20 protein-coding genes are annotated in these 25,497 nt (G+C 39.1%); 6 read left to right on the plus strand and 14 right to left on the minus strand.

Annotated features, from left to right (window positions below; translation table 11 throughout):
• Nucleotides 1–43: 43 nt before the first annotated feature.
• The 3 genes from F0919_RS01975 to F0919_RS01985 are packed head-to-tail and all read right to left on the minus strand — an operon-like array spanning nt 44 to nt 1,756.
• Nucleotides 44–574 carry a phage tail protein gene (locus F0919_RS01975; protein WP_216629353.1) on the minus strand — a complete coding sequence of 177 codons (531 nt, stop codon included), beginning with the start codon at nt 572–574 and terminating at the stop codon, nt 44–46.
• Between the two features lie 44 nt (nt 575–618).
• Nucleotides 619–1,158 (minus strand): phage tail protein, encoded by a 540-nt coding sequence (locus F0919_RS01980; protein WP_150031030.1) that lies wholly within the window; start codon nt 1,156–1,158, stop codon nt 619–621.
• 58 nt (nt 1,159–1,216) lie between these two features.
• A complete protein-coding gene (locus F0919_RS01985; protein ID WP_150031031.1) occupies nt 1,217–1,756 on the minus strand; it encodes a phage tail protein in 540 nt (179 codons plus the stop codon).
• 329 nt (nt 1,757–2,085) lie between these two features.
• On the opposite strand from F0919_RS01985, the gene F0919_RS01990 reads away from it, so the two are divergent.
• The 3 genes from F0919_RS01990 (at nt 2,086) to F0919_RS02000 (ending at nt 4,057) form a co-directional block, all read left to right on the plus strand.
• On the plus strand, nt 2,086–2,835 hold the full coding sequence (locus F0919_RS01990) for an aspartyl/asparaginyl beta-hydroxylase domain-containing protein (protein ID WP_150031032.1): 750 nt from the start codon (nt 2,086–2,088) through the stop codon (nt 2,833–2,835).
• A 20-nt stretch (nt 2,836–2,855) separates the two neighbouring features.
• A complete protein-coding gene (locus F0919_RS01995; RefSeq protein WP_150031033.1) occupies nt 2,856–3,353 on the plus strand; it encodes a hypothetical protein in 498 nt (165 codons plus the stop codon).
• 167 nt (nt 3,354–3,520) lie between these two features.
• Nucleotides 3,521–4,057, plus strand: coding sequence for a pyridoxamine 5'-phosphate oxidase family protein (locus F0919_RS02000; protein WP_150031034.1), 537 nt, complete (start codon nt 3,521–3,523; stop codon nt 4,055–4,057).
• A 238-nt stretch (nt 4,058–4,295) separates the two neighbouring features.
• On the opposite strand, the gene F0919_RS02005 is transcribed toward F0919_RS02000, so the two are convergent.
• The 5 genes from F0919_RS02005 to F0919_RS02025 form a co-directional block, all read right to left on the minus strand.
• A complete protein-coding gene (locus F0919_RS02005; protein WP_150031035.1) occupies nt 4,296–5,375 on the minus strand; it encodes a sensor histidine kinase in 1,080 nt (359 codons plus the stop codon).
• 44 nt (nt 5,376–5,419) lie between these two features.
• The gene (locus F0919_RS02010) at nt 5,420–6,247 is read right to left on the minus strand and encodes a CheR family methyltransferase (RefSeq protein WP_150031036.1); all 828 of its coding nucleotides are present in this window, start codon (nt 6,245–6,247) and stop codon (nt 5,420–5,422) included.
• A 1-nt stretch (nt 6,248) separates the two neighbouring features.
• Nucleotides 6,249–9,608 carry a hybrid sensor histidine kinase/response regulator gene (locus tag F0919_RS02015; RefSeq protein WP_190277230.1) on the minus strand — a complete coding sequence of 1,120 codons (3,360 nt, stop codon included), beginning with the start codon at nt 9,606–9,608 and terminating at the stop codon, nt 6,249–6,251.
• 178 nt (nt 9,609–9,786) lie between these two features.
• The gene (locus F0919_RS02020) at nt 9,787–10,548 is read right to left on the minus strand and encodes an SDR family NAD(P)-dependent oxidoreductase (RefSeq protein WP_150031038.1); all 762 of its coding nucleotides are present in this window, start codon (nt 10,546–10,548) and stop codon (nt 9,787–9,789) included.
• Between the two features lie 73 nt (nt 10,549–10,621).
• Nucleotides 10,622–11,047, minus strand: coding sequence for a helix-turn-helix domain-containing protein (locus F0919_RS02025; RefSeq protein WP_150031039.1), 426 nt, complete (start codon nt 11,045–11,047; stop codon nt 10,622–10,624).
• Nucleotides 11,048–11,230: 183 nt separating this feature from the next.
• Here F0919_RS02025 and F0919_RS02030 point away from each other — a divergent pair, with 183 nt between their 5' ends.
• Both F0919_RS02030 and F0919_RS02035 read left to right on the plus strand, forming a co-directional pair.
• The gene (locus F0919_RS02030; RefSeq protein WP_150031041.1) at nt 11,231–11,980 is read left to right on the plus strand and encodes a GLPGLI family protein; all 750 of its coding nucleotides are present in this window, start codon (nt 11,231–11,233) and stop codon (nt 11,978–11,980) included.
• Between the two features lie 10 nt (nt 11,981–11,990).
• A complete protein-coding gene (locus F0919_RS02035; protein ID WP_150031042.1) occupies nt 11,991–14,735 on the plus strand; it encodes a TonB-dependent receptor in 2,745 nt (914 codons plus the stop codon).
• Between the two features lie 133 nt (nt 14,736–14,868).
• Here F0919_RS02035 and F0919_RS02040 read toward each other — a convergent pair whose 3' ends face one another.
• The 3 genes from F0919_RS02040 to F0919_RS02050 form a co-directional block, all read right to left on the minus strand.
• Nucleotides 14,869–15,333: a low affinity iron permease family protein gene (locus F0919_RS02040; RefSeq protein WP_150031043.1), complete on the minus strand. Its 465-nt coding sequence runs from the start codon at nt 15,331–15,333 to the stop codon at nt 14,869–14,871.
• 87 nt (nt 15,334–15,420) lie between these two features.
• Entirely contained in the window at nt 15,421–17,811 is a 2,391-nt protein-coding gene (locus tag F0919_RS02045; protein ID WP_150031045.1) for a GAF domain-containing protein, read from the minus strand.
• 53 nt (nt 17,812–17,864) lie between these two features.
• Nucleotides 17,865–21,491: a BamA/TamA family outer membrane protein gene (locus F0919_RS02050; protein ID WP_150031046.1), complete on the minus strand. Its 3,627-nt coding sequence runs from the start codon at nt 21,489–21,491 to the stop codon at nt 17,865–17,867.
• A 222-nt stretch (nt 21,492–21,713) separates the two neighbouring features.
• Between F0919_RS02050 and F0919_RS02055 the strand changes: the two genes are divergently transcribed.
• Entirely contained in the window at nt 21,714–21,926 is a 213-nt protein-coding gene (locus F0919_RS02055) for a hypothetical protein (protein WP_150031047.1), read from the plus strand.
• Nucleotides 21,927–22,009: 83 nt separating this feature from the next.
• On the opposite strand, the gene F0919_RS02060 is transcribed toward F0919_RS02055, so the two are convergent.
• Genes F0919_RS02060 through ppk1 form a run of 3 tightly spaced genes read right to left on the minus strand, consistent with a single transcriptional unit; the run spans nt 22,010 to nt 25,496 of the window.
• Entirely contained in the window at nt 22,010–22,594 is a 585-nt protein-coding gene (locus F0919_RS02060; RefSeq protein WP_150031048.1) for a phosphatase PAP2 family protein, read from the minus strand.
• Between the two features lie 27 nt (nt 22,595–22,621).
• Entirely contained in the window at nt 22,622–23,485 is an 864-nt protein-coding gene (locus F0919_RS02065; protein WP_150031049.1) for an SdiA-regulated domain-containing protein, read from the minus strand.
• A complete protein-coding gene (gene ppk1 / locus F0919_RS02070) occupies nt 23,478–25,496 on the minus strand; it encodes a polyphosphate kinase 1 (protein WP_150031050.1) in 2,019 nt (672 codons plus the stop codon). The genes F0919_RS02065 and ppk1 overlap by 8 nt, the downstream gene beginning before the upstream one ends.
• Nucleotide 25,497: the final 1 nt, after the last annotated feature.

Below are 25,497 nucleotides of genomic sequence, written 5' to 3' on the forward strand. Positions count from 1 at the left end.
TGTACAGCCATTAGGGAACCCGGAAGTCTGATTATAAACAATTTTAGTTCCTTGACGGGAAAATCCCGTATATACATATAACGTAATTCATTCCTATATATGGCTGCGAAATTTGCATGGGTTGACTCGCTCCTGCGACGCCAAGATTAGCTGCAACCGTAATAGATCTCAAAGCAGAATCAGGTGTATCTGAGGAGTACAAACCGGCCAGGGATGCAAGGTTATTGCCACCGGGCGCACCCGTACTTCCACCATCACCCACGGCGCTGATGGTAAGCTTGTTACTTGCTGCCCCATGGGTGTGAGCAGGTAGATTCAATAGACTAAGTGTAACTTGTTCCGCTCCGTCTACCTGTCCCAATTGATATGTGGTAATTCCCGCTGCAGTGCCGGTACCTACCGGTACACGACTACGCAAATCAGGCAAGCAAAAAGTTGTGACGCCATTGCCGCCATAGGTTGTTCCCAGGAGGCTGAAAAGTGCCTGATTCGTATTAATAGCCAAAGTCTGGCCCTGGCAATAAAACCATGATTTAGGTTGAAAGTCTCCCGCAAACATGCGGATTTCTGACATAGTACCTTCCATATAGATTTGGATAATTAGGTTAATAAATAGGGTTAATTTCTGCTTGGATAAATACCTTCCAGACAAACAATGTAATTCAAAGCCATAATAGGTTGTATTATGCTAAAGGGCTGCCCGCCACCTGCTACTCCTACAGTCGGCACAACAGTCTGCCCACCTAAAGGAGAATCGGATGGGTCAGAAGAGTATGCTCCTGCCAACCCCGCCAATACATTGCCCGAAGGAGAACCTGTGGTTCCGGCGTCAGCCACAGTCGGAACCGAAAGATTTAACGATGCAGCATGGCTATGTGCAGGCATTTGGGTAGACAACATCGTAGCTGTTTCATGACCGCCCATTTCGCCCAGTTCTATATTACTTAAACCCTGGCCCTGGCCCGTACCAACAACCATACGTCCCAAGCAATTAGGTAAGGCGAATGTGGTCTGGCCATCGCCGCCATATGTAGTTCCTATTATTGAATAAGCAGCAGTATATACTGCAATACTCATTAAAGATCCGTCACAAAAGGCCCAACCCAAGGGAGCAAAATTTCCGGCAAAAATCCGGATTTCTCCTATATTACCTTCCATATATAATATTTTTTTATTAAAGTGATTAAATTTAAAAAATGAATTGCGTTACCGGGTGTTAACCTCTTGCCGGGAATACTCCTGTCAGACAAATGATATAGTTCATACCAAGCACCGGTTCCATAATAGAAAGAGGTTGATTGGAACCAGATACCTGTACTTGTAAGGTATAATTTGCCGGCTTAAGGGGTGTATCCGGCGGATCGGAAGAATACATTCCTGACAAAGCAGCCAGGATATTATTGCTTGGCGAAGGAGAGTTGCCTTCATCTCCGTAAGCTGGGATGGAAATACTCGCAGTTGCAGGATGGTTGTGCGGCGCCAGATTCAGATTGTTGAGCGTAACAGTATTGGTACCGATTGTTTCCCCCAACGTGTAATATGACAAGCCGGGTCCCTGTCCCGCTCCTATAGCGGTACGCCCTTTCAGGTTTGGCAATCCAAATGTGGTCTGGCCGTCGCCTCCATAAGTATTGCCTAAAATGGAAAACAATGCTGTATTGCTTCGGATGGCAAGAAGTGTGCCATCACAATACCACCAGCTCCTTGGTGCAAACGTAGAGGCAAATAAGCGTATTTCTCCTATGGTTCCTTCCATGGTTAAAGTGTTTTGGTGTTAAAAAATTGGTTAGATAAAAAGGTTAAAAACTCTTCGGACAAGGAAATCGTTAAAGTTCCCCATAAAGATAAAAAGTAAAATTTATAAAATTTGAATAGTTTATTATCAATACCCATTATTAATGCCGACCAATCTTAAATATAACAGAAAACCACTCTTAAATATGAAAATTAATGAGGCTGATGAATGAATAAATAAATCACACAGCATCTTTTACATAAGGATGTTTAACTATTACTTTTATTGTTCCATAAAATTATCTTTTAAATTGTGTATTCTTGCATAAGAACATAAAGAGCCAAAAACCAATGATAAAATACCTTAAAACTTCTCTGGTTTTCGATTCTGTCACACTCCAAAATGAATTCAGGAGCCATCAGGATAATAACTGGAAATCGCACTACAACAAATCACAATATGAAGGCGATTGGACCATTCTTCCACTTCGTTCCATTAACGGAAATCCTCATAATGTAATATCTACACATATTTTGCCGAAAGGGCTATCTTATCAAAATACGCCTCTATTAAAACAATGCCCTTACATACAATCTGTCATAGAGTCATTTAAATGCGAAAAAACAAGCATAAGGCTTATGAAGCTGAATGCCGGAGCACGCATAAAGGAACATACTGATCATGACATGAATATGGAAGCGGGGGAAGCACGGTTCCATATTCCGGTTCAAACCAATAAGGATGTCGCTTTTTACATAATGGAGGATCGCATCCCCATGTCAGCGGGAGAATGCTGGTACCTGAATCTTAGTCTTCCCCACAAAGTTCATAATGCAGGCAGCGAAGACCGGATTCACCTTGTAATAGATTGTGTGGTAAATGATTGGGTTAAAGCATTATTAACAGAAAAAGGCATCATAAGAAAAGATATTGATAAAATGCCGGAGCCGCGTGCGGCTGCTACTAAAAGGAATAACATTGAAAGCCCCGGTTCACCTATAAATTTAGCTGATAAAGCAAAAATAATAGCGGAATTACGCAGCATGAATACTAATGCGGCTTTACAATTGGCAGACAGCATGGAAAAGGAACCTGATTAACTTCTTTATAATTTACATTCATGGAGCAAAATTTATTGAAACGTGCCACAGACTTTCTTGAATCTATTGGCATCAAAGTATTTTATCAATCATTGAAGGAAGATACGTTTTTACCGGGTTTAGCTATTGATAAAGGCTGTATCTACATTGATTTAGACAAACTAAAACAACCGGGAGATATATTACATGAAGCCGGGCATATTGCAGTTGTACCTGCCATAGAAAGAACAGGGTTAACTGCTGACACAATCGGGAGCCGCAAAGAAAACATTGCGGAAGAAATGATGGCTATTGCATGGTCTTATGCTGCCTGTAAATACCTGGAGATCGACCCTTATTTTGTTTTCCACGAAGAGGGTTATAACGGCGGCGGCAACTATATTGCAGATCAGTTTAACCAAGGCAGTTATTTTGGCGTCCCAATGCTTCAATATGTAGGAATGACGGCAGAAGCAAAAATGTCAGCGAAGCTGAATATGCCAGCCTACCCCGCAATGTCCAAATGGTTGCGGGAATAACATTATCTTTTGTAAAAAACCCGGGATTATCCGGCTAATTCAAGTCTAAGGATAATTTCTCTTACCGGTTATTTCTAATGCTGAAAGCTCATTGCATTAATAGTTTTATGATAAATTTTAAAACTAAGTCATCCTTTGTTTGTAACCTATATCTAAACTAAAGGATAATGAACAGCATTAATAAAAACCAACCGGAACACAATTACGAAAATCTGGAAATGGCTGAGGCTATTAAAAAAATCAAAGATCTGACAGAGAAATCGGATACTTGTTTTTTCTGTACGAAACCATCTTCAGACGAATCGATGGGCACAAGACCTATGAGCATTCAAAAAACAGATGAGTCGGGCACTATGTGGTTTGTAAGCGCCAATGACAGCCATACCAATGAAGATATTAAATACAGTCCGGAGGTGAAGCTCTATTTTCAGGGTTCTACACACTCCGACTTCCTTTATATAGAAGGCAAGGCTACCGTCTCGGCAAACAAAGACGAAATTAAAGAATTGTGGAAACCGTTAATGAAAGTATGGTTTACGGAAGGTGAAGATGATCCACGTATTTCAATTATTAAGGTAAAGCCGACTACCGGTTATTATTGGGATACGAAGCATGGCAATACAGTAGCTTTCTTAAAGATGATAGCCGGCGCTGCCATGGGTAAAACGCTGGATGATTCTATTGAAGGAAATTTGAAAGTATAAATAGGGATAGGGTTTCACCCTATCCTATTTTCTGTCGTCCTTTCAGGACTTATAAGAATTTAAGACTTTGGTTGCAAAACAGGATAGGGTTTCATCATCCTGTTGTCTATCGTCCTTTCAGGACTTATAAGAATTTAAGACTTTGGTTGCAAAACAGGATAGGGTTTCACCCTATCCTGTTTTCTGTCGTCCTTTCAGGACTTGTAGAAACCTAATGTTTTTGCTACCAATAACGGTTTTATTTTTCCCATTCGAAATAAAATGTACTACCCTCGCCCGGTACTGTGTCCAGCCATATTTTACCACCTTGTTCTTCAACGATTATTTTCATAACATTCAAGCCAATACCTGTACTGGATTCCCGTTCAGAGGTTTTATTTCCTTTCCTGAACAGGCTGAATATATCCCATTTATCTTCTTCTGTCATTCCTGCACCATTATCCTTAACGCTGAATACATAATGTTTGTCGGTAACTTCACAGGCTACTTCAACAAGCCCTATTTCTTTATCATTATACTTTATGGCATTACTGATAAGGTTCTGAAACACCTGTTGCAGCTTTAATTTACGGGTATAAAGGGTTGGTAAAGTTCCCTTAATAGATAGCTTGATATTTGTTGGCGGGAAGAGTAGCCTAAAGATATCAAGGATAAGCTCGTTTAAATCTACTTCTTCTTTCTTCTGTTCATCATAACTTTTTTTGGAATAATCCAGAATGGAATCCACCATTGCTGCAAGGTGCATCGAAGCATCTTCAACAATATTCAATTTCTCACCCAATCTTTCTCTTTCAATAGTTTCAAGTTCATACAAAATGGTATTGACCATTAAAACAATTCCTGACAAAGGAGACTTAAGATCATGTGATACTGTATAAACAAAGCGTTCCAGCTGTGCCTTAACGGCTTCTACTTTCAACAGAGATTGTTTCAATTGCTGCTGGTAGTTGTATAAATGTTCAAACACATTTACTTTCGCACGTGTAAGGTTTATATCCAATGGTTTTTGCAGATAGTCAACTGCGCCTTCTTCAAAGCCCTTTAATACGTATTGTTCTTCTTTACTTATAGCTGTAACAAAAATGATGGAAACATCTTTTGTTTTAGTATTGGATTTCAAAAGCCGTGCTACTTCAAAACCGTCCATTTCAGGCATCTGAACATCCAGCATAATAAGGCCTATCTCATTGTTGCGAAGCATTATCTTTAAAGCCTCATAACCTGAATTTGCAGTAATAAAGGTCCGGCCTTCCTGTTCCAGTATATCCTGAAGCGCTATTAAGTTTTCCGGGCGGTCATCAACTAATAATATGGTCATTTTGGTTTGGTTTAAATTTTTCTTGTTCTATCCTGATAATCGGTCTACAGCTTTTTTTTGTAAACTTTCTGGGTATTTAAATATCTTGTAAATGTTTTGCTATGTGCGGAGGTTATCAAAGATTCCTTATCTCCAAGTGCCAAAAAACCACCGGGAGTAAGGCTATCGTTAAATAATCCAATCACTTTGTCCTGAAGCTGACGGTTAAAATAAATCATCACATTCCGGCACAAAATTAAATTAAACTCATTGAATGATGATTCCGTCACTAAGTTGTGGCGGCTAAAAATAACTTTGCTCAACAAGTCTTTATTAATAACAGCCCGGTTATTCTCAATGTTATAATATTCGGAGAAGCCCTCAGTCCCGCCTGCCAGATTGTAATTCCGTATGTATTCCTTCATTTCCGACAAAGGCAGACTACCAGCGCGTGCTGTTTTTATATTTTGCGGATTAATATCCGTAGCATAAATATTGGTACGATGTAATAACCCTGCCTCTTTAAGCAAGATACAAACGGAATAAACTTCCTGTCCGGTGGCACAGCCTGCATGCCATATTCTTATAACAGGATAGGAAGCCAGAATGGGGAAAATTTTCTCTTTCAGTTCAAGAAAAAAATCAGGGTTACGAAACATGGTTGTAACGTTGACTGTTATTTTCTCAAGCAAATAAGAAAAGGTATCCTTGTCATTCAGCAGAAAATACTTGAGGCTGTACACGTCTTTTATATTTCTGTGATGCATGAATGCATTCAGTCGCCGCTGAAATGAAGCTTCTGCATATCCTGAAAAATCATAGCCATATTGTTCTTTAATAATTGCAATTATTTCAGGTAAATGTGCAGTATTAATTTCATGTATAACCGTCATATCAGGACAACCAGATTCTTATCAATGAAAGTAATTTCTGTGAATTAATAGGCTTGGACATATAATCCGAAGCGCCAGCTTCAATACACAATTCCCTGTCATTGCTCATTGCTTTTGCCGTCAATGCTATAATCGGCAAATCACTGTATTTTTTATTGGAACGGATATTTCTCATTGCTTCGTAGCCATCCATTTCGGGCATCATAATATCCATAAGAACTATATCAATCTTAGCTTCTTTTTCCAGCATTTCCAAAGCTTCCAGTCCATTGCTTGCTGTTATGACTTCCATTTTGTGATTTTCAAGCAAGCCCACCAGGGCAAAGACGTTGCGCATATCGTCATCGGCTACCAATACTTTCTTACCATCGAGAATATTGCTGTCTTTCGGGCGTTCTTCTTTTGACGATTCTTCTTCCGGCTTATGATCATTGACGTGGAACATAAATATCTCAAGTTCATCTTTCAATCTCTTATGCGCCTCTTTGGATTTCATGACAATTGCCTCCGATATCTTTTTCAGGCGCATTTCATCGGTAGGAGAAATTTCCTGATCGATGAGGAGGATTAATGATGTACCTGCAAACAAATTGTTTTCCCTTATTTCCTGCAGGTTATCGAAGTGCCCCTCTGATGTACTGATATCGGCAAGAATACAATCATAGTGATGCTGCTTACCTAATTCAATAAGTTCGTTGATCTCCGAAACCTGATCAAATTGTACATCATCGGGTAAATTAACGATTAGCTGTTTTAAAGTTGCATCATTCGTATTTGCTGTGGACCAAATCAAAAGCCTGTGTTTAACGGCAGCTATATACGAACCAATATGATTAAATGTGTGTTCCAGTTCATCAATGGTTACAGGTTTTCTTACATATTCCACTATACCATTAACAGGGGCCTTATCTTCATCCATTGCTGAAATTACATGTACGGGAATAGATCTGAGTTCCGAATCTACTCTCAGTTCCTTCAGCACTTCCCAGCCATTCATAATCGGCATTTGCAAATCGAGAATAATGGCATCGGGCTTATGCCGTTTAGCCATTTCAAGACCTTCCTGGCCATTTACGGCAATAAGTGTTTTATAGGATTTTTCTTCTGCATAGTTTTTCAATATATTGGAAAATACCGGATCATCTTCTATTATCAAAATGGTTTTACCTTCACCGGAAAGTCTGTTTTCTTCAATGCCTGCAGGTAATTTATGTTGAATAGCGGGTTTAGCAGCTTCTTCTGCTATTATGAGCGGAAGTGACAAGCGGAATGTGCTTCCTTCTTTCAATTTACTTTCCACTGTCAATGTGCCTTTCAGCATTTTCGTAAGCTCTCTTGAAATAGAAAGCCCTAAGCCGGTACCGCCATACTTGCGATTTGTGCTGCCGTCTTCCTGCTTAAATGCTTCAAAAATAAGTTCAAGCTTGGACGGATCTATTCCGATACCTGAATCTGTGACTTTAAATGAAATGGTATTCGGATTGACCATTTCAATATTCAACGATACATTGCCTCCTTCAGTAGTAAATTTAAGCGCATTGGACAGCAGGTTCTTCAATATTTGTTCCAGCCTCTGAATATCAGTATTAATAACGGTTGCAGCATTCGGATCAACGTTTATACTAAACCGGATCTTCTTCATTTCAGACATTACGTCAAATGTCTCTTTCATGTGGTTTACTATACTTGAAACGGGAACCTGCTCAATTGACAAGTCGACCTTGCCGGCTTCTATTTTTGAAAGATCCAATATATCATTGATCAGCTTGAGCAAGTCTGAGCCGGAGTTACCAATAATCCTTGCATACTCCACTTGTTTGTCTGAAAGGTTTCTATCTTTATTATCGCCAAGAAGGTTAGCAAGGATCAAAATACTGTTCAAAGGGGTCCTGAGTTCATGCGACATATTTGCAAGGAATTCAGACTTGTATTTTGTAGATTGTTCCAATTCAGCTGCTTTCAAATCTATAGCTTGTTTAGCCAGTTCCAGAGCATCATGCTTTTCTTCCAATTCAGTATTGATTTGCTTCAATTCTTCTTCCTGCACTCTTAATTCCTCTTCTGAAGCCTGCAATACGGAGGTTTGGTGCAATAACTCTTCATTGCTTTGCTGAAGCTCTTCCTGTTGATTCAAAAGTATTTCCTGCTTTTCCTGAAGCTCCTGCATCAACTGATCCCTGTTCTCTGTAACCTGCAATGCGCTTAATCTTACGGCAATTGCCCCGGGTAACATATTCAAGAACGCCCGTTCCCTTTCGCCCGGAGACTGGAAAAAAGCAAGCTCCAGTACACATAACAATCGTTCTTTAAATCTTACGAAAATATAAACAATAGTACCAGGCAATATTTTTCCTGTTGCAGAAGACAAATGCCAGAAACCGGCAGGTATATTTTCAACATAGACTAACGGTTTGTCATTGCCGTGTTGATGTGCCAATAATACATCTAGATTTGTTTCTTTAATACTTTCAAATGCAATGCCACGTGATACAGCAGGCGCCAATTTGTTTTTAGCATCTGCTTCATTTACAAGGTAAATTACGCCGGAAGTTATTTCCGTGAAATCTATAATCCCGTCAAGGATAGTCTGAAGAAATGAGTTTACATCTTTGTTCTTCTGGCTTGCCTCCATAACTTTCTGAACACCGACTAAAACTCCGTTATTCAATGCTATCTGGGCACTCAGCGCTGCCTGGTCATCCATTCTGTCTTTTAGACTCAGCTCCACTTTACTGCGCTTTCCGAATTCAGAAGTAATATTATAACCCAAACCTAAAACTACGGCCAGAATGAGTATGCTTCCAATAAGTGTGACGGCATTGTTTATATCCATCGATTGTTGATTTGTGGCACGCCTCCGGACCAACAACATATTTTCATAAGCGTCCATATCATCAATGGATACTTTAATTTCATCCATTATTTTTATTTCCTGCCTGAAATATGCTTCTTCCTTAACATCATCGCCCCTTACTTCATTCAGGTTGATAGATTGCCATAAATCAAATATTTTAGTGATCTGGCTTCTGAGGTGCACTACATTTGCTGACTGAGCTTTATTGTCCTGAACCATTAATCCAAGTTCGCTTACAGACGCAAACACATCACTATTGCTGTTACTCTGAAAGATGTTATCAATGTCTTTATACCTTCTTTTCGCTCTGTTTATTTTAGCATTATCGTTAAGCCTGGTATTAATTTCCTGTAATTTTGATTTTACGTCTATGCTATGGCTAACCCATGACTCTGATAAGCGTTCTTTTACATTGGTATAGTAAAACAATGTGCTCATTGTAATTACAAGGATAATAGCACTAACAATGCCGATGTACAATTTGCTTTTGAAATTGAACTTATTCATATATGGCGTCATTTGATTTTTTGGCCCTACAAAGTAACAATCATAATTGAATATGACCGAAAATTCTTTTCTGTCTTTTTACTATTCGCCCCCTTTTCTTTATTGAGGTGTAACAAAAAAACGGCAGATAGTATAATTAACTATCAGCCGTCCTGAGAGAATGTGTCTTTTACCTGAATTACAACATCATTCCACCTGAAACTTCTATACGTTGGGCATTCACCCATTTGGCATCATCTGTGCAAAAGAAAGCAACAACGCTTCCTATATCATCTGGAAGGCCCACACGACCTAAAGCTGTGGCAGCAGCTACCTGATCGTTCAATGCTTTATCATCTCTTACTCTCCCACCGCCGAAATCTGTTTCAATAGCACCGGGCGCAACTATATTGACACGAATACCTCTGTTGCCCAACTCTTTTGCCTGATATTTTGTAAGTGTTTCCATTGCTCCTTTCATAGCTGCATAAGCACTGTAACCGGGGAAGGAAAAGCGTGCAAGCCCTGAAGAAATGTTGACGATACCACCGCCATCATTTAAAAACGGCAATGCCTGCTGTGTTAAAAAGAAAGGGCCTTTGAAATGAATATCCGATAAGAAATCAAACTGCTCCAATGTTGTTTCAGCAAAGCCCGCATGAACGCCAACGCCTGCATTGTTAACCAGAAAATCGATTTTATCCGTGCCGAAGGTTTCTTGTAAAGTAGCGCCCACCTGCTTCCAGAATGATTCAAAAGTATTTACATCGCCTACATTCAATTGAATGGTTGCTGCTTTCCTGCCGGATGATTCCAGTGTCTTAACAACAGCCATTGCTTCTTCTTCTTTGCTGTTATAAGTGAATATTACATCCATTCCTTTCTTTGCCAATGCAAGGACCATATCTTTTCCGAGACCTCTGCTTCCGCCTGTTACCAGGGCTATTTTTGTTTGTGTCATTTGAATTTTGTTTTAATTAATGATAAGGCAAAATTAATTGCGGCTATATTAAAAAAATGGTGATTAGCACAGATTAAATGGTGATAGTCTCAGTTTTTAAATAATGCCGTGCCGTTAAAAAGGCTTCTCTATATTGTTTAGGTGTTTGTTGGGTAAAACGTTTGAAGAATTTCGTAAAATTGGATGGATCATAAGTAAGTGTAGTTGCAATAGCATTTATGGACATATTATTTTTTTCCAATAATGATTTTGCGATTGCAATAATTTTATCCTGAAAAAATACACATGGATGAAAGCCAGTCACATGCTTTATCGTATCTGTCATGTGAGTAGGATGGATATGCAATACTTTAGCAATATCCCTTAATTCATACATTTCGTCAACGCGACCTTTAAGAAGGTCTGCCAAATGTTCGTCCAAAACTTTCAGAAACGCATCTGTAATTTCATATTGGCGCGCATGTATTTTCTTTACTGCTTGTTCCTGTTGTAGTTCCATAGTCTTCAAGAAAGAAAGGCAAAGTTAGGTACAATAATGTCCTGCAATTTCGATAATGCTTATAGTGTTATAGTGATAAGTTGTGTGCAGCACCATTAACCTTATTTAACCTTATTTGGGTGGTTGTTAACCCATTGTGGCAATGCCATAAAATAGTTTTGTATTTAATAAAACGAACACAAAATGAAACAACTATTCATCTTCATTGCTATGCTACCGTTGGCAGGCGTGTCAGCTCAGGACACGACAGGTGTCATTACTTACGAACAAATTATTTCTACTAATCTTGATAAAGATAATATTCCGGAAGGGCTTAGAAATGTAGTTCCTGCCGAATCTAAATCGGAAATGGAATTATATTTTACACCGGTTGCATCCTTGTATCAGGTAAGGGAAAACACTATAGCAAGTAATAATCAGGAATTTGACCAGGGCGGCATGAAGCTTCGGATTGAAACCAAAATACCGGATGACAAATATTATACTGACTTAATATCCCATAAAGTAACAGAGCAAAAAGATTTCATGGGGCGCATTTTTCTTATTGATCATGATGCCAGCGCTTCGAAATGGAAGTTTACGGGCCGGCAAAAGAAAATCCTTGATATGCCAAGCTCGGAAGCAATAAGTATTACGGATAAGGACACTACTATTGTATGGTTTACTACAAGCATCCCTGTAAGTGCAGGACCACAAGGACATTCAGGGCTCCCTGGAATGGTACTGGAAGTATTTATAGGTTCCAATATTCATCTGGTCGCCACAAAAGTTGAACCTGCCAATAAGGAAATCATAAAAAAGATAAAAGCTCCTACGAAAGGGAAAAAAGTGGATGAAGTTGCATTTGAAAAAATAGTAAAGGATAAGGAAGAAGAGATAAAAAAGCAATATGGCGGCAACGGCAACATAATCATCATGAGACAAACACGATAAAACAGCTACTATGAAAAGACTACTCTTTTTATCGCTTGTATTAATATTATGCTCGTCTGTAAGTTTTGCAGACAATCATCTGATTTCGGGAACGGTAAAAGACACGGCAGGCTCAGGTTTGGGCGGAGCAACAGTTTCTTTGCTCGATCCTTCGGACTCAACGCTTGTAAAATTCAGCATCACAAACAATAATGGCAATTATGCGATACCAGACATCGGTGAAGGTAAATTTTTGCTGCAGATAGCAATGATGGGCTTTTATACGGAATACAAAACAATTGAAATGCCTTCAATGAATCCGGCGGAATTCAATAATATCATTTTAAAAGAAAACCCCGATGCCAATGTCCTGAATGAAGTAATCATTTCGGGAGAAAAAGTGCCTGTAAGGGTTATAGGGGATACATTGGAATATAATGCGGGTTCCTACAAAGTGAAGCCCGATGCGGTAGTGGAAGATTTGTTACGCAAGCTTCCGGGTATGCAGGTTGATGAAAACGGCAATATAAAGGCGATGGGAAAAGATGTAAAAAAGGTATTGGTTGACGGAAAAGAATTTTTTGGCGATGACCCAAAGGTTGCCACAAAAAACCTGCCTGCAGATGCTATTGAAAAAGTGCAGACTTATGAAAAGAAATCGGATGAAAGCCTGTTTACCGGTATTGATGATGGAGAAAGAGATCAGACTATTAATCTTCAATTAAAAGCGGGTAAAAAAGCAGGCTATTTTGGCGAAGTAATGGGCGGGATTGGCGTTCCTGAACATTATGACGCTTCCCTGAAAGCATTTAAGTTCAGGGAAAAATCACAGGTTGCAGTACTTGGGATGGCCAATAACATCAATAAGTTCGGATTTACGTTTGAGGATTATCTGAATTTTAACGGTGGTATTGGTTCCTTATTGAAGAATGGAAGATTAGAAATGAACGCTGATGATGTTCCTGTTGATTTTGGTCAGCCGGTAACCGGAAAAATGAATACACAGGCATTAGGCCTGAACTATGGCTTGTTAAACAAACCCACTAACAGATTTAATGTAAGCTATATGGGATATGGGCTGCAAAAGCTTTTAGAACAAAAGACACATTCCATTAATTATACGGCGAATGGCAATTTTGAAAAACAGGATCTTTCCAATGAGAAAACAAATAATTACAACAATGGCTTGTCTTCATCATGGTACAATCAACTGGATTCAAGTTTGTTGTTAACAGCAAGTATCCATGGCCAGCTGACAAACAAAGACGGCAATGAAGCATTGAATTCACAATCTTATCTGGAATCAATGGTACAAAACAGCCTGACGAGTGCATCTAACAGCAATGGAGACATTATAAAAACAAACGGCTCTGTTAGCCTGGTAAAGAAAATGAAAGGTAAATGGCCTATGCTGCAATTACAGGGAGAGGGCAGTTATTCAAACAATAAGGATAACAACAAATGGCTGAACAACACAAAATATTTATCAGGGCAGGAATATATGGATCAGCAATTCCAAAACAATAAAAATACGTTGGGCAGTACAGCTTTAAACCTTTCCATTATAAGAAACATTGGCAAAGGATATTACCTGAAACCTTTTGCAGGCTTGGAATATAATAACGAAACAAGTATCCGGAATCAGGGGCCATCGAATGAAGGTGTAATAGCTATCGATTCTTTAAGCCCGGATTTTAATATTGTATCAACTGTTATTAAAGGAGGATTGGAACTAAAAAAGAACAACAAAAAGACACAAAGCAATATTGGTCTAAAGTTTGAAACCCTGCAAATGCAATCCGAACTGAACGGAACCGGAATTTCAGATAAAAGTTATCGTTATATGCTTCCATATGCCTTCTGGCAAAGAGAAATAGCGAGCGGAACAAGGCTTGGCATACGTTATAACACACAAATCAATACGCCCAGGGCAAGTCAGTTATTGCCTACAACTGACTACAGCAACCCCTTATTTCTTAGAAGCGGTAATGCTTTTCTGAAACCGGAATATGAGCATTCACTGAATCTTAATTACAACAGGTTTGATCAGTTCACCATGTCAACATTCTTTGTGTCGATGGATGGGAAATATACAAAAGACAAAATCGGCTGGAACCAAACCGTATCAACTAATCTGGTACAAAAACTGACTACTGCAAATCTGAAATATGACTGGAATGCGGGGTTGTCGGCTTATTATGCAAGGCCCGTACAAAAGATCAAACTAAACTTTAATGTCAGTATTAAAGAACGTTTCGATCAATCAATAAGTCAGGTGAATTACATTGACAATGTCAATAAAACATTCAATCATACTTTGGAGCTAAGTGTAAATAACCTTAACAACAATATTCTTGATGCAAGAATAGGCGGCAATATAAATATATCATCAACTCAGTATTCAATTAATACGGCATTGAATACTACTTATACGAATTATACCGGTTTTGCAAAAGTCAATTACCGGCCTGTAAAGAACTGGAGCTTCCTGCTTTCGATGGATATGACGCATTATACTTCCCAAAGCTATGATCAACCCATTACCATCCCATTAATGAAAGCTGAAATTACCCGATATGTCTTCGCTAATCAAAGGGGAGCCATTACCTTGAAAGGATTTGATCTTCTCAATAAAAACAAATCTATCCTGAGGGTGAGCCAACTGAACTATTTCATAGAACAACAATCAAGTATTATCGGGCGTTATGCGTTGTTGTCTTTCTCTTACAAACTGAATAAGATTGGTCAGGGAAATGCAGTCAACATAAGGCTTTAATAATTCGTTTGTAAAGTTTACAAAAATAGCGATGGGTTAAAAAATCAATAGCGATGGGTTAAAACCCATCGCTATTGTCTTTCGCCCTTTCAGGGCTTCCTGAATTATTTGAAATTATAAGATTTAAAGGTTTTTAATCGACATCACTACCAGTTGCTTTCAGCTTTTCCTTATGATTTTTTATGGCTGCATCAATAGAGTGCGAAGAATGTATGTCTTTGTCTTTTTTTGCTTTTTCGGCAAGGGTTACATAGAATTTATGGAGTACATCCAATTCTTCTTCGGTAAGATCTTCCACATCAACGATTCTGTTGCTGGTATGCCTGTTTGCTGCTATCAATTCATTCAACTTAATCTGAATAGCTTTGGAATCTTTGTTTTGAGATTTCTGAATCAGAAACACCATCAAAAAAGTAATGATGGTAGTACCCGTATTAATTACCAGTTGCCATGTATCGGAATAGTGAAATACGGGGCCGGAAACAAGCCATGCAATCACTACGCCTAACGCACAGCCAAAAGCCAGAGAACTACCTGTCCAACTTGTAATTTTTACCGATAATTTCTCAAAGAAACTATTCCTTTTACTCTTTTCCATGTTGAATGCTGAATTAAATTGCTTTATTAAAATTATTACAATAGTTCCAATAACTCCTATGCCATTTAAACAAAGCTAAGCAAACAATTAATGATTAACAGATACTATGTTCCCGTCTTTGTCAACCATTGGCGTGTTTAATTCATCATCCATTAAAACGCTTACTCTTATGGCTTTCAGGCCGGTAACACCTTGCAGTTCTTCCAGTTCTAAAAATTCAATTTCTTCGGTAAGTATTTGTTGATCCTGTAAGTAATGAATATGGGAAATATATTCTTCCACATCTTTCGGATGAAAATAAACCAGAGCAATTTTGCCGGGCTGTGTCAGACGTTGTTCGGTATCTTTAATTTTTACTTTATCAATACGTTTCTTAATCATTTCATACCGGATGTTATACGCACCTTCTACGTCAAAACGATGTTCATCGCTACGGAAACTTATATCAATAGTATTGGAATGGACAAAAATAAGTTGTGTGGTTTCCAGTTTCCTTGGCAGTTCCTGTTTTATAGCATGAGTCAATTTGGCAATTACAGCCATCGAATTCAATTGCCATAAACGCAGGTTCTTCAGGTATAAAGGATGGAACTCTTTATCGGGTGTAATGGACTGGCCGATGTAAATATCGTATTCCACACCATCACTCCTGTATTTTTCAAAATAACAGGGATAGGTTGATTGAATTTCAACATTCATTTGTTCCAGCAGGTTGCCAATCATCTGATTGAGCATCTGCAAGGAGGTTTCTAAAGAACGCCTGTTATTGAAAGCCACGCCTGAAGGACCTATTGCAATAAAATAATCATTGATAGGTTCTTTAAGCGAAGGATTGGTCTGCTGAAAATGAAGCAAAAAGGGTGTTACTTCTTCTTCAAAAAACAGGTTCAGTAAAAACTCATCGTCTGAAGTAATAAACTCACTTATTTGTTCTGACCATTTGCGGCATTTATAAATCATTTCACTTACTATGCCCAAATCCTTTTTGTGTCTTAATTTATCCAGCAATTCAATCAGAAACTGTAACTGGCTTTGCATATCGGCGCTTAGCGCCATGTTACGTTCCAGAGTTGAATTCCGTATGTCTATTGCGCCATAAAGGGGATGTACATCTTCAAAATAGACTTGTGCAACTTCAGCTTTGCCTTTTGATTTCTTTTGCTGTAAATAATCAAATGCAACTTCATTAAAGCGCCATTCTACTGAAGGTTGCAATGAGGTAAATTTCTCTTTTACGACGTTATCCAGTGTAATGCTGAAATCATCGATGGAAGTCTGTAAAAGCTGCTCCAGCAAAGGTATTGCCGGCTCAAGTGTTGCAAGAATATTTTCATTCATTACATTATCTTCCCAGGAATATACGGAAAGAATCCCGACGATTTGTTTCTGAAAAAATATGGGCAGGACGAGTAAGCCTTTTACGCCTATTCCCCGCAATATATCATACAACTTGTCTTCGCCTTCGACGGGTTTCAGGTTCTTGCGAAAAATAACTTCGGGCTGCTCGGTAAATTTCTGAATGGCTTCCATGTAGGACTGAATAGGCATATTGTACTTATCGCAGTCCTGGCGCATATTTTCGTTCAGGTTGTCAAAACAATTATTTATAAGCCTGCCGTTAAGTTTCACTACGGGCATAAGTGTGACATCAAAATACGGACTACCTAATATTTCACGTAATGCGTCTGTAATATCAGCATACACATTTTTTTCAGGAGACAGATTTACAATAATGTCTTTGATATGTTCAATGACTTGCTGCGTGGTGACGTCTTTTATCCTGATAATGGAAAAACCTTTGAACTTAAACTTTTCCAAAGGCAGAAATTGTTGCAAAATGTCTAATGCCCCAAGCCTGCTGTCTTCCAGAAGCTTTAAATTGTCAAATGCAATTTCGGGAAGTGTTCCATCAAATTCAATATCTATGAAACGTGTATCGAAATCCAGTAAAAAATATTTATTGAGCCCTGATTTTTCATCTTTAATATTATGAATAAAACCATGTTGTGCACTCAACGAATAGTTGTAAAAGCGTTCGAGGATAATGCTATAAATGATATTCAGCCTGTGGTGCTCGTTTTCGTCTGAAACAGAGGCTTCCAGAATATTTTTCTTTACTTCACCATTATGGTTACGCAACAAATTGAAAATCGCATTTGTACCGTAAAACAATTGTGGCTTAAAGGGCAGCGTGAGCGCCCAAAGTGTTTCATTTTCATCGGTCAGAGGAGCGGCAAGTGAGAGATGAATCAATTCAAAAATACCCGCAAAAGAATCCAGCTTATCTAATGTTATATCATCTTCCCAATGCGGAAAGGATTGCAGGCGGTCAAGAATATAAGACAACTGCTGCGATCGCACATCCCGGCGCGATTTTATTCTTTCTTTAAGATGATTTACAAAGGGTACTACGCTCAAAGCGGCATCAACCGGATCTCTCGTTCTATCGTTACTTAGGTTAAGCAAACTTACTTCCATAGTTTAAATGTTTGGTTTTTAATATGACAATGTCTTTAAACGAGTCATTGTCTTTAAAATCTGAATCCCATTGAAAATGAGGGATACCAGCCTTCCCGGGAATAGGCAACATTGAAACGAAGAACAGCCAGGCCTGCGGGGGTTAAAAATATACCGGCACCAACGCCATTATGCCATTCTGAGGAATTTTCCCCACCTTGCCATACCCTGCCTATATCATAAAAGCCTGCAACGCCGAATTGTCCTTTCAATATGTAGTTTCCGAAGCCGGGAAATAATATGCGAAGTTCCATATTATTGTACAAAGAATGTTGCCCTGCGAAACGATATTGTCGATACCCGAATAAATTTCCTTGACCGCCAAGGAACATAGATTGGTAAAATGTGGAAGAACCGATGGTAATGCCCCCTCCTATCCTGTCTGCAAATACAATTGTCTGCCTCGCATTCAAGCCTTTATATAAGGCTAATTCAGGCACTATTTTAATAAATGATTTGGAATATTTGTTCATTCCTTCATATCCTTCAAGCTGCACATTGAAATAGGCGCCCCAGGTTGGCAACAATTTATTATTGCGGCTGTCAAAAGTATAATTTGCCACAAAACCGAGGTGTGTCTTATCCGATTCTATAGTTGCACTGTCATAAGAATGTATTTTATCTTCGTTATTAATAAATCTTCCGATGTTGTCATCCTTTGAAAAATGATAATATTCCAAAGCGGGGCCGATGCTGAATGAGCTGTATTTTTTGCTTCTCCATCTGAATGCGGGATTTGCATCAATCAATGTAAAACGTGTGCGATGGTATCTCTGAAATCCGTCAAATTTAAAAAATGGTGTCTCATTGCCTCGCCCATAGAAATTCTGCGTATTATCAGGCGCTTTAATATCAAGGTCAACAATTATATCAGCGTTACCTACAGCTTTAATCCATTCGCCATCATACTTAATACGGAAAGCTTTGGTAGTAAAGGAATGGGAAACCATAAACTGTTGTGCGCTGCTGTATGGCCATCTCCGGAATCCTTCCTGATGCACATACCTTGCACCCAATCCCAATATTATTCCATCATCGGGGTTTATACCTGCCGTAACCAGTGGCGTTGTGGTGTTATAAAGGTTTACAGGTGTAAAGGCAGTGTTCATACTATCAACACCGTAATGAAATGAAAGTTTGTTAGTATTACCATAATAATGCTCCGGTTTCCTGTCGTAAATTTTTATGGTTTTCCTGCTCTGAATGATGTCATACTTCTTACTTCCTTTTCCTCCTATTAACCGCAGGTTTACTGTCGAAGACTGATTATTCACTATCACACTGTCATCACCTTTGCCAAGGAAGATTCTTATTTCCTTTGTTATATTCTTCGGAAAGGTTTTATAAACCAAAGTATCTTTTAATATTCCTTCTTTATTTATTTTACGAATGGTAATCACCGTACCTTTTCCATCGGGCGCATCTTCCGCCAGGACAAATTCATTTTTATCGCTTACCTGAATATCCACAATCTTATTGGCAAACTTGTAATAGGCTTCCATTGCTTTGTCCATGCCATCTCTTCTTTGCTTTAAATCCTTTAAAAGCCTGTCATGCTTCATGGAATATATCTCCGGTGGCATTTGCTGCAGTGATGTTTCCAAAACAGAATCGGTTACCTGTTTTTGAAAAAGATTACTTGCTTCTTTAAATTCCTCCATACTCATCTGGCTGGCGGGGTGCGCATTCAGAAATGATGATTTATACAAATAATATTTTGCCCCGGACATAACGTTTCCTTTAAATCCATAAACACGCGGCATTAAAAACAAGCGTTTTGCAAGCGTTGGCAAAATGCCTTCTGTTACATTCAAAACCATATCTCTGTCGCGCGGAATGGCTATATAAAATTTGTCTTTCCCTTTAGGGTTTTTATTATAGAAACGCCACTGGTCGCCATGTCTGTCCCAATCGGCAAACAAAACGTCCATCATTCTGGCCATCAAAAAGTTATGCGCGTCATAACTGTTGTCATTGTCATCCTGCATATCATCCAGGAATTTTATATAATTTTTGGAATCACCAAGCGGTTCTCTTTCTTCAAATAAAGAAACTTTCTTTTCAAATAATTTCTGGTACATGCCCAGATTTTTATCGGGAGCAACGATGCCTATGACCGGCGCTGCTTCGGGAACACCAAGGGCTTGGGCAACGGGCTTAACAATCAATGCGGAGTAAGGATGCTGCGCACTTGTAGCATCATCAAGCAAGAGATTTACAAATGTTCCCTGAAAGGACAAAGGCACAATGAGTTCGGTACTTTTTTCTACGGTGCGAAGGGTATATTCTTTGCCTGTAACAGAATCAACCAAACGTAAAGAAGTGGACTGAAAGCCGCCTCCCAATTTACCGGGTTTCAGATTGGGGCCTAATTCAGAAACACGCAAAACGGGCAGCCTGACGGGTGTACTCCATTCTTTCCTGAAATTGGCACCAAAGAAAAAGTTATAAAAGCCGCTGTTATGTTCGTAAGCGGGATGTACAGCGGTAACAACGCTGTCTGTGGTGATACTTTCAAAGGTTACATGCTCGAATTTGTCAAAGGGTTTTGCGTTCCAGTCATAGCTGAATGATGCTGAAATCAATCCGTTATTGTATTCATAGAAGGTAAAATGTACTTTTCCGTTATCCATCATATCTGCTGTAACATAACCCTGCGTAGCTTTTCCATAAAGAGAGTTTTTACCTTTAATGGTATGGTTTTCTTTTGCGCCGCCGCCGCTCACTATCTGAAAAATATTTTTTTCTTTATCATCGATAAGCTGTAAACCATGCTCATGGCCGGATATGTGAATAAGGTTGGGAAAATCCTTAAAGATTTCATCTACTTTCTGAATCATGTTTTTATACAAGGGATGATGAATGTCTTCGGGGTGCGAAAAAACACGACGATACAGGGGATAAATGCTGCCGAGAAGGGGGACGGGTATGTAAAGGTTTTCTTTTATTGCGGTGAAGGGGAATAAATGGTCTTTAAGGGAAAATTTGCCACCATGCGTACCATATGTTTCAAAAGGATGGTGCGTGGCAAGGAAAATGGTTTTATACCTGTTCTTATAAAATAAAGCTCTTAATGAAAGCAATATATCTCTTTCCGAAAGGCAATCGCATTCTACTTTTTTGTCTTGTTTAATAAAAGGGAAAAGCCACCATTCACTATCCATAAATATAACGACTGCACTGTCGCCAATATCTATGGCAACAGGATCGGGACAGCCATCGGAGGGAAGGAGTTTTAATAAGGAATCGTTTTGCGATGCTAAAAACTGCGATTCTTGCCGGATTTTGGCAAGGCCGTCCGGGCCCATCTTGTCCCAGTCGTGGTTACCGGGTATAAAGTAAACAGGTGCGCCTGCGGCACGCATGAGCTGATACTGGGATTCGAGAATTTTTTGCCCTGCTGTTTCTTCATCGGTTCCAGGCAAGCCCATGCCATGCGGATAAATATTGTCGCCCAGATACACAACGGTGGTTTTACCGGGAATGATACGGCTTGCGGCATCGGGAATCAACATTTTCTGTTGTAAATCCATTTCTCCGGCATCACCGATAAAAATGATCCTTGCACGGATGGAGTCCTGAGCATGTATCTGAAAAAAAGAAAATAAAGCAAGGATGACGCAAGTAAAAATTCTCATCATAAGCAGTTGGCAAGTGTGTTGGTTATTCTATGTTCAGAAAACATTATGATAAGGCAAGGTACTCAATATCCTGAAATTATTTAACTGCATGGGAGCGGATATAACTGCTGTATGCGCGCGCAGGTTGAGGGAAGGGGCAAAAGACCTCAGAGAACAAACGTTAAATCCTTCTTAAGGGGACTTTGATTTGCAACTTTGTACATGTACGTTAAATCTTTGTACATGGACATCAAATCTTTGTACATGGGCATCAAATCTTTGTACATGCGCGTTGGTACTTTGTACATGCGTGTCGGAACTTTGTACATGGACATTAAATCTTTGTACATGGGCATCAAATCTTTGTACATGGGCATCAAATCTTGGGGAATGCGTGTTGGAACTTTTTACATGGGCATTAAATCTTTGTACATGCACAAAAAGCCGACAACATGAATTAAAAAAATAGCGATGGGTTTGCATCCATCGCTATTTTGTGTCGTATTTGCAGGACTTAGTCCCAATTTATTTTATAAGGATTAGTACTTGAGTATCTTCTTCGTAAGCCAATGGCTCAGATAAGCACTGCCTATGCCTACTGCGGCGCCACAAGCTACGTCGGTAGGATAGTGTCTTCCCAGGCGCATTCTTGAATAACCGACGGAACCGGCCCATACGAATGCGGGAATAGTTATATACCATTTTTTATATTCCAAAGCCAATGTGGTGGCAGTGGCAAATGCCAATGTGGTATGACCGGAAGGAAAAGATTTGCCGTCGGAGTATGTTAGTGTATTTATTTCGGGATTGGACTGATAAGGCCGCGGACGGTTAACCAATGTTTTGATGCCTCCTGAAAGAGCCAGGCAAATGCCGACACTCATTGCTGATTCAACACCATTATGGATGGCTACTTTGTCTTTAAACAATAATCCGTATCCTAATGAACCCATTGTAAAGGTAGGAGCAACATAGTAAACCGAGTTACTGGTTCGTATCCAATACATTTGCGTTGCAGGATCAGACGCATTGATGGATTTCAGAATATTCATATCCAGGCTCTGACTGTAAACCTGACTGCACGACAGGGCGCACATGCTAAGCCCCACTACAACTCTCTTCATTTAGATACCAATTTTTTAAAAAAGAAATCATTTCTGCAACCCCTTATATGGAAACTTTAAAACTGTTCCATTTGGTGTATTGCCCGCCTCATTTGAGATGTAAAGGTTATTATCTATATCGAAACTAATGCCCTCGGGTTGAGGAAATAATGATTGATTTAATGTTACTGTCTGTTTAATATTCCACCGCTCGTCTGCCACTATTAACAAATGATTCACCGATGCCAGGATGAACCATTCTTTTGTCCTGTTGTTGAATGTTAGAGCAGAGGGCCTGATACGACCTTTGGATTTGCCTTTTGCCGACTTTAAGTTTTCGGTATTTATATTGAATTTACCAGTTAAAACGGGACTTCCATCCTCTTTTAATTGTAATTCATAACCACTTACGCCTGCGCTTTTGCCTCTGTCTGCGTCACAATTCTTGCACAATATAATTAATTTTCCGCTATTTCGGTCAAAATATAAACTTTCGTATTCACCTGCGGGAATTAAACTATTCCATTCTTTTACCGTATTTAACATACCTGTTTTAATTTCCGAGTATGGAAAAGTAATTAAAACACCGTCGCTCCTTAATACCACAACATAATCTTTGGTTATTGCAACATCTTCATAATCACCATGTTTACCGAATTTAACATGCTGAACCTGTTGCGGTGTATTGACATTCCAATAAAACAGTTTACCATCTTCGTCCTGAATGGCATAAATGGTGGAAGGATCGCCGGCATAAAACGTATTTCCTGAAATTTCTTTGAGGTCTGATACCATTTCATATTTAACCGGGGCATTAAAATCATAACCTGCCGGGCTATCCTGTTGTTTTTTTGTCTGACTGCAGGCAGTCAATGCTATGGAACATAATACGATTGAAAATACTTTATTCATATACCTGATTTTGAAAGAAATTAAAAATAGTTTCCTGAGAGCTTATGAGCGGAGCATTGCCTGCAACCAAAGGAATATTACGGGCATTTTCATCAATACTTACGGCAGCTGCGGTATCCTGCCATTGCATCTCGAGGAGTTTCCATATTTGTTGTTTCAGCTTGTTATCGTACAAAGGAAAGCAAACTTCAATTCTTCTGTAAATATTACGGTTCATCCAATCTGCAGAGCCTAAAAATGTTTTTTGATTGCCGTTATTGTGAAAAACAAAAATACGCGGATGTTCAAGATAGCGATCCACTATTCTCCTTACTGTAATATTTTCGCTTAAATCTTTTACGCCCGGCCGTACGCGGCAAATACTCCTTACAATCAGGTTTATCTTAACACCGGCAGCAGAAGCTTCGTAAAGCTTATTGATTAAAACTTCTTCTTCAAGATTGTTGAGCTTAATAAAAACAGCGGCGGGAAGGCCTTGCCGGGCATGCTGAATCTCCTGTTCAATATGTTTTAAAAATTCCGACTGGAGGTTGAATTGCGCTATCAAAAGGTGACGGAATCCGAAGGTATCGTTTATTAATGGTTTCCTTCTTTTTGCAAGAAAAATGAAAAGCATTTCCGCTTCACGAAGCATGTCGTTATTACAGGTCAGTAAAATATGGTCGGTGTAAAAGCGTGCGGTGCTTTCATTAAAGTTACCAGTGGAGAAAACGCCGTAATAGGTGCTTCTGTCATTAAGCTTACGTTTTACCAAAGCTACTTTGGCATGTACTTTCAGTCCGGGAATGCTATAAATTATTTTAACACCTGCAGCTTTCATCTTTTTAGCCCATCGAATATTATTGGCTTCATCAAAACGGGCTTTCAGCTCTACAAAAACAGTAACTTGTTTACCATTCTTTGCTGCGCTGATTAATGCATTGGCAATAACTGAATCGCCTGCAATCCTGTATAATGTAATGGAGATTTCGGTAACGTAGGGATCGATTGCGGCGGCATTGAAAAACTGTAAGACTCTTTCATAGCTCTGATAAGGAACGCTTACCAATATATCGCCCTTTTCAAGACACTCAAACATACTGCCGCATGGCAATGGAAAATGCTTTGCTTTCCAGGGAAGGTAATTAAACGTTTCATTCCTGAGGGGCAAGCCAGATAAATCTTTCAGGTTATGATATGCTCCGCCTTCCACCAATGTAGCAGCCTGTAGCTGAAAGGCTGTCATAAGCTTTTGCTTCAATGATGCTGACATTGATGCGTCATACAAAAACCTGGTAGCAAGACCGAAGTCACGAACGGCAATTTGTTCTTCAATCTTCAAAGCAATATCTCCTTTGAATTCATCATGAAGCTCCAGGTCCGCATCACGTGTAATCTTAAAGCTGTATACTTCCTGTAATTCAATGCCATTCAGCATTTCTGCCAGATGTGTTTTAATAATATCATCAATAGTAACGATATATTGAATGCCGTTTATGGTTTCGGTATAAAACCTGCCACATTCTTCTGCCGGAATGTTTATTATCAACACATCGTCCATAGATTTATGCTGACATGCAAAGGCAAGATAAATCTTATTGCTTTCAGGAAAGAAGTTTGGATGCTCTGAAAGCCATATTAGCTGCAGGAAAGCGCTGATTTTGTTCAGCATGAATTCCTTTGTTTTTTCCATCATCACTTCGGGCATCTTCTCACGATACACAAAATGAATATTGGCAGCATGCAGTAATGGCAGCAGTTCTTTGTTCAATATTTGTCCGAAAGATTGCTGCTGGTTCTTTATAATATTGTCTATTTCCTTTAACAGCAGTTCATTGTTTTCATCTTTAATTTGCTGCAAGGCCCTGATGGCAGGCATTCTTACTCTATAGAATTCATCAAGGTTAGAAGAAAATATGGACAAAAAACGAAACCGCTCCATTAAAGGCACATCCGTTTTTGAAGCCTGCAGCATGACTCTTTCATTAAAATAAAGCCAACTTACATCTCTGTTATTAAATCGATTCTCCAAA

Source organism: Taibaiella lutea (assembly GCF_008629695.1).
Classification (GTDB): Bacteria; Bacteroidota; Bacteroidia; order Chitinophagales; family Chitinophagaceae; genus Taibaiella; species Taibaiella lutea.

What these genes read in the sequence shown, in the direction of transcription:
- F0919_RS02010 (WP_150031036.1), bottom strand. Translation starts at nt 6,247, where the DNA reads ATGACGGTTATACATGAAATTAATACTGCACATTTACCTGAAATAATT.
- F0919_RS02020 (WP_150031038.1), bottom strand. Translation starts at nt 10,548, where the DNA reads ATGACACAAACAAAAATAGCCCTGGTAACAGGCGGAAGCAGAGGTCTC.
- F0919_RS01985 (WP_150031031.1), bottom strand. Translation starts at nt 1,756, where the DNA reads ATGGAAGGAACCATAGGAGAAATACGCTTATTTGCCTCTACGTTTGCA.
- F0919_RS02000 (WP_150031034.1), top strand. Translation starts at nt 3,521, where the DNA reads ATGAACAGCATTAATAAAAACCAACCGGAACACAATTACGAAAATCTG.
- F0919_RS02055 (WP_150031047.1), top strand. Translation starts at nt 21,714, where the DNA reads ATGGACATCAAATCTTTGTACATGGGCATCAAATCTTTGTACATGCGC.
- F0919_RS02065 (WP_150031049.1), bottom strand. Translation starts at nt 23,485, where the DNA reads ATGAATAAAGTATTTTCAATCGTATTATGTTCCATAGCATTGACTGCC.
- F0919_RS02040 (WP_150031043.1), bottom strand. Translation starts at nt 15,333, where the DNA reads ATGGAAAAGAGTAAAAGGAATAGTTTCTTTGAGAAATTATCGGTAAAA.
- F0919_RS02045 (WP_150031045.1), bottom strand. Translation starts at nt 17,811, where the DNA reads ATGGAAGTAAGTTTGCTTAACCTAAGTAACGATAGAACGAGAGATCCG.
- F0919_RS01975 (WP_216629353.1), bottom strand. Translation starts at nt 574, where the DNA reads ATGTCAGAAATCCGCATGTTTGCGGGAGACTTTCAACCTAAATCATGG.
- F0919_RS02060 (WP_150031048.1), bottom strand. Translation starts at nt 22,594, where the DNA reads ATGAAGAGAGTTGTAGTGGGGCTTAGCATGTGCGCCCTGTCGTGCAGT.
- F0919_RS02015 (WP_190277230.1), bottom strand. Translation starts at nt 9,608, where the DNA reads ATGAATAAGTTCAATTTCAAAAGCAAATTGTACATCGGCATTGTTAGT.
- F0919_RS02050 (WP_150031046.1), bottom strand. Translation starts at nt 21,491, where the DNA reads ATGATGAGAATTTTTACTTGCGTCATCCTTGCTTTATTTTCTTTTTTT.
- F0919_RS02030 (WP_150031041.1), top strand. Translation starts at nt 11,231, where the DNA reads ATGAAACAACTATTCATCTTCATTGCTATGCTACCGTTGGCAGGCGTG.
- F0919_RS01980 (WP_150031030.1), bottom strand. Translation starts at nt 1,158, where the DNA reads ATGGAAGGTAATATAGGAGAAATCCGGATTTTTGCCGGAAATTTTGCT.
- F0919_RS02035 (WP_150031042.1), top strand. Translation starts at nt 11,991, where the DNA reads ATGAAAAGACTACTCTTTTTATCGCTTGTATTAATATTATGCTCGTCT.
- F0919_RS01995 (WP_150031033.1), top strand. Translation starts at nt 2,856, where the DNA reads ATGGAGCAAAATTTATTGAAACGTGCCACAGACTTTCTTGAATCTATT.
- F0919_RS02005 (WP_150031035.1), bottom strand. Translation starts at nt 5,375, where the DNA reads ATGACCATATTATTAGTTGATGACCGCCCGGAAAACTTAATAGCGCTT.
- F0919_RS01990 (WP_150031032.1), top strand. Translation starts at nt 2,086, where the DNA reads ATGATAAAATACCTTAAAACTTCTCTGGTTTTCGATTCTGTCACACTC.
- F0919_RS02025 (WP_150031039.1), bottom strand. Translation starts at nt 11,047, where the DNA reads ATGGAACTACAACAGGAACAAGCAGTAAAGAAAATACATGCGCGCCAA.